The sequence below is a fragment of the Streptomyces sp. genome (assembly GCF_019510245.1).
Taxonomy (GTDB): Bacteria; Actinomycetota; Actinomycetes; order Streptomycetales; family Streptomycetaceae; genus Streptomyces.
In genome coordinates this window covers 1-3051 of the sequence record NZ_JAEKKT010000447.1, presented here as the reverse complement: position 1 = coordinate 3051, position 3051 = coordinate 1, and the positions used below count along the sequence as shown (strand labels likewise).

5 protein-coding genes and 1 tRNA gene are annotated in these 3051 nt (G+C 65.4%); 4 read left to right on the top strand and 2 right to left on the bottom strand.

Annotation, left to right across the window (positions count from 1 at the left end):
- A partial coding sequence (locus JF597_RS53775) for a DUF3618 domain-containing protein (RefSeq protein ID WP_294014367.1) occupies positions 1-179 on the bottom strand: 179 nt, incomplete at its 3' end.
- Positions 180-272: 93 nt separating this feature from the next.
- Here JF597_RS53775 and bcp point away from each other — a divergent pair.
- A complete protein-coding gene (gene bcp / locus JF597_RS53770; protein ID WP_294014363.1) occupies positions 273-740 on the top strand; it encodes a thioredoxin-dependent thiol peroxidase in 468 nt (155 codons plus the stop codon).
- Here bcp and JF597_RS53765 read toward each other — a convergent pair.
- Entirely contained in the window at positions 721-1230 is a 510-nt protein-coding gene (locus JF597_RS53765) for a GNAT family N-acetyltransferase (protein ID WP_294014361.1), read from the bottom strand. The genes bcp and JF597_RS53765 overlap by 20 nt on opposite strands.
- A gap of 157 nt (positions 1231-1387) precedes the next feature.
- On the opposite strand from JF597_RS53765, the gene JF597_RS53760 reads away from it, so the two are divergent.
- The 3 genes from JF597_RS53760 (at position 1388) to JF597_RS53750 (ending at position 2960) form a co-directional block, all read left to right on the top strand.
- Positions 1388-2011, top strand: coding sequence for an HNH endonuclease signature motif containing protein (locus JF597_RS53760; RefSeq protein ID WP_294014360.1), 624 nt, complete (start codon positions 1388-1390; stop codon positions 2009-2011).
- Between the two features lie 56 nt (positions 2012-2067).
- Complete coding sequence (locus JF597_RS53755; protein ID WP_294014365.1) at positions 2068-2874, top strand: HNH endonuclease; 807 nt, start codon at positions 2068-2070, stop codon at positions 2872-2874.
- Between the two features lie 9 nt (positions 2875-2883).
- A tRNA-Leu gene (locus tag JF597_RS53750) sits at positions 2884-2960 on the top strand.
- Positions 2961-3051 lie beyond the last annotated feature (91 nt).

Sequence of the window (3051 nt, the reverse complement as noted above, 5' to 3'; positions counted from 1 at the left end):
TACGCCCGCCCGAGCGTGTGGTCGATGTTGGAGACGACTTTGGCCTTGGCGTCGCCGACGATCGTCTTCGGGTGCACCCGCACCCCGATCTCGTCGAGCGTATCGGCCAGCAACTCGCGGCGGCGCTTGATGTCCGCCTCGATCTGCGCCGGGGTTCTGATGTCCGACGTGTCCGCCACGGTGGGGCCTCCGGGGTCGCTGCTACGTGTCCTGGACAGTCTGTCAGTTCCGACCGCGACCGCACTGTCGGGACCCCCGGTTACGCTGACCCAATGAGCGAGCGACTCCAGCCCGGGGACGTGGCCCCCGCCTTCACCCTGCCCGACGCCGACGGCAACGACGTGTCCCTCTCCGCCCACAAGGGCCGCAAGGTCATCGTCTACTTCTACCCGGCCGCCCTGACCCCGGGCTGCACGAAGCAGGCCTGCGACTTCACCGACAACCTGGAGGTGCTGGCCGGCGCGGGGTACGACGTCCTCGGCATCTCCCCGGACGCCCCGGAGAAGCTGGCGAAGTTCCGCGAGAAGGAGTCCCTGAAGGTCACGCTGCTGGCCGACCCGGAGAAGGCTGTCACCGAGGCCTACGGGGCCTACGGCGAGAAGAAGAACTACGGCAAGACGTACATGGGCGTCATCCGCTCCACGATCATCGTGGACGAGGAGGGCAAGGTCGAACGGGCCCTGTACAACGTCCGCGCGACGGGGCACGTGGCGAAGATCATCAAGGACTTGGGTATCTGAACGAGATCCAGCAGTCAGGAGCCAGGTCGGGCCGCTCGGGCACCGGCCTGGCTTCCTCGCTCCACGCGTCCCCGACGAGCTCGGTGGCAACGCGCCGCCAGAACCGCGCGGCACCGGTGTTCACGTCCTGAAAGGGAATCTCCCACTCCCCCGGATGCCGGGCGACGACGTCCCGTATGCCCCGAAGCCCCACCCCACTCCTCCGCGCCGCCCGCACGACGAAGAAACTGTTGAGCACCCGGGTGGGCGTGTCGAGCCCCCGCACGAACGCGAACCCGACGGGATGCTCGCCGAGCCGGAACAGGTACGGCGCCCAGTCCTCGTCTGCCGAGAACGCAGCCTCCAGCCACTCACTGCGGAACGTCCCGTCCGGGTTGGGCAGTTGCCCCCCGAACTCGGACAGGTCATGCCGGAAGAGCAGCCAGAGGCGTTCGACGGCGGGGCGGTCGTCGAGGGTCGCCGGGCGAATATCCAACTCTGCTGAGGTCATGAAAAAAGCCTCCCGAGCGAACAAGAGTCCGCACCAGAAGGCCTCGCTGTGAGCTACAGCATATCAACTGCCTTGACGTTTCCAGCGTGACTGTCCGATAGACGGTTCGTTACTCCGTACGAGGCCACGAACGCGTGGCCGAGATCGGAGGAGAACGATGGGGTTCCGGTACACCCGCGAATTGCTCGAAGAGGCGGCACGGGCAACAACGAACTGGGACGACGCCGTACGGTGGTGCGGAGGCTCGCCCACACCTGGCAGCAGACGCTACCTGCGACAGAAAATGGCGGAGGAGGCCGTAGACGTCTCACACTTCCCGGTCCGGTGGGCGCGCCATACCGAGGAGACGCTTCGAGAGATCGTGGCCGTGTCGACCAGCGTCAAAGAAGTGGTTCGCCGCCTGGGTATCAGCCCAGTGGGCGGCAACCACACGCACATCAGCCGCCGTATCGCGACGCTGGGCATCGACACATCCCACTTCGTGGCGCGATCGGGCGGCGCGAAGGGCTCACGCGGCGATCTACTGAGCCTCAGGTCACCACAGGACGGCCGGGTCCCGGGAAGTCGCCTGCTTCAGCACCTACTCCGTCGCGGGGTCCCGGAGATCTGCTCAATGTGCGGCACAGGACCCCAGTGGAACGGAAAGCCCCTCCGCTTGGAGGTCGACCATGTCAACGGCGACTGGTGGGACAACCGTCCGGAGAACCTCCAACTGCTCTGCCCCAACTGCCATGCAGTGACGGACACATACCGCGGCCGCAGGCGAAGGGCAAGTGCGTGAGCAGGCCGACGTACACATGCGACCTGCTGACTCGAGCTGCCGCCAAAGCCACCAGCATGGTCGACCTAATGCGAACGCTGGGAGCACCGATGGGTAGCGGCCCTCGCCACTACCTCAGTAAGCGGCTCCAGCACTACGGCATCGACACCTCGCACTTTCAGGAAGAGCCCCTGCCAGAACGCGAACGGCGCAGCTACCCGGAGGAACTACTCAGAGAAGCCGCCGCTCATTCGCACAGCATCAGGGAGATGGTTGAGTACATGGGCCTTCCTCCACGTGACGCTCCATACGGCCACATCAGAAAGAAGTTGGACAAGTTCGGGATCGACACCTCGCACTTCACCAGCGGACGGCGATATGGTCCGCGGCTTCTTCCCCGCCACGAACTGGCGGCAGCGGTTCAGGCCTCCACGAGCGTAGCCGGAGTCCTGGCTGCCCTTGGCCGAATGAACAGCGGTACAGCTCGGGCGCTCGTGAAGCGCAGCGTCGAAGCCCACGGCCTGTCGACCGCTCATTTCACGGGGCAGGGACACTATCGCGGCACCCGCTCCCTGAACCGAAAGTCGGCGTCCGAGATCTTGGTCCGGCTCGCTCCCGACTGCCTACGCACCAAGACCGTCCTGCTTAGGCGGGCGCTTGACGACCGCGGCGTACCGCATGTCTGTGATGAGTGCGGTACCGGAGACACCTGGCAGGACAGACGACTCGTCCTGGAGATTGATCACGTCAACGGCGACTGTCTGGACAACCGCCAGGAGAACCTGCGGTACCTGTGCCCGTCCTGTCACAGCCAGACGAGCACGTTCCCTAAACGATCGCACGAATCTTCCACCCCGCCGCAACCGGTCGTCGAGTACCAGTAAACTGTGCGTGGGGCCGTAGCCCAATTTCGGCAGGAGGCACCACTTTTAGGTAGTGGACAGTGCGAGTTCGAGTCTCGTCGGCCCCACGTTCGGGCGCGGCTCCCAGTGGGGGCCGCGCCCCATCCGTGTTCTGGCCTGGCCTGCAACTCAGCCCAACAACTCCCGCACCACCGGCAC

Excerpts from the sequence above, each read along its gene's own strand:
- bcp (WP_294014363.1), top strand. The coding sequence starts at position 273 with ATGAGCGAGCGACTCCAGCCCGGGGACGTGGCCCCCGCCTTCACCCTG.
- JF597_RS53765 (WP_294014361.1), bottom strand. The coding sequence starts at position 1,230 with ATGACCTCAGCAGAGTTGGATATTCGCCCGGCGACCCTCGACGACCGC.
- JF597_RS53760 (WP_294014360.1), top strand. The coding sequence starts at position 1,388 with ATGGGGTTCCGGTACACCCGCGAATTGCTCGAAGAGGCGGCACGGGCA.
- JF597_RS53755 (WP_294014365.1), top strand. The coding sequence starts at position 2,068 with ATGGTCGACCTAATGCGAACGCTGGGAGCACCGATGGGTAGCGGCCCT.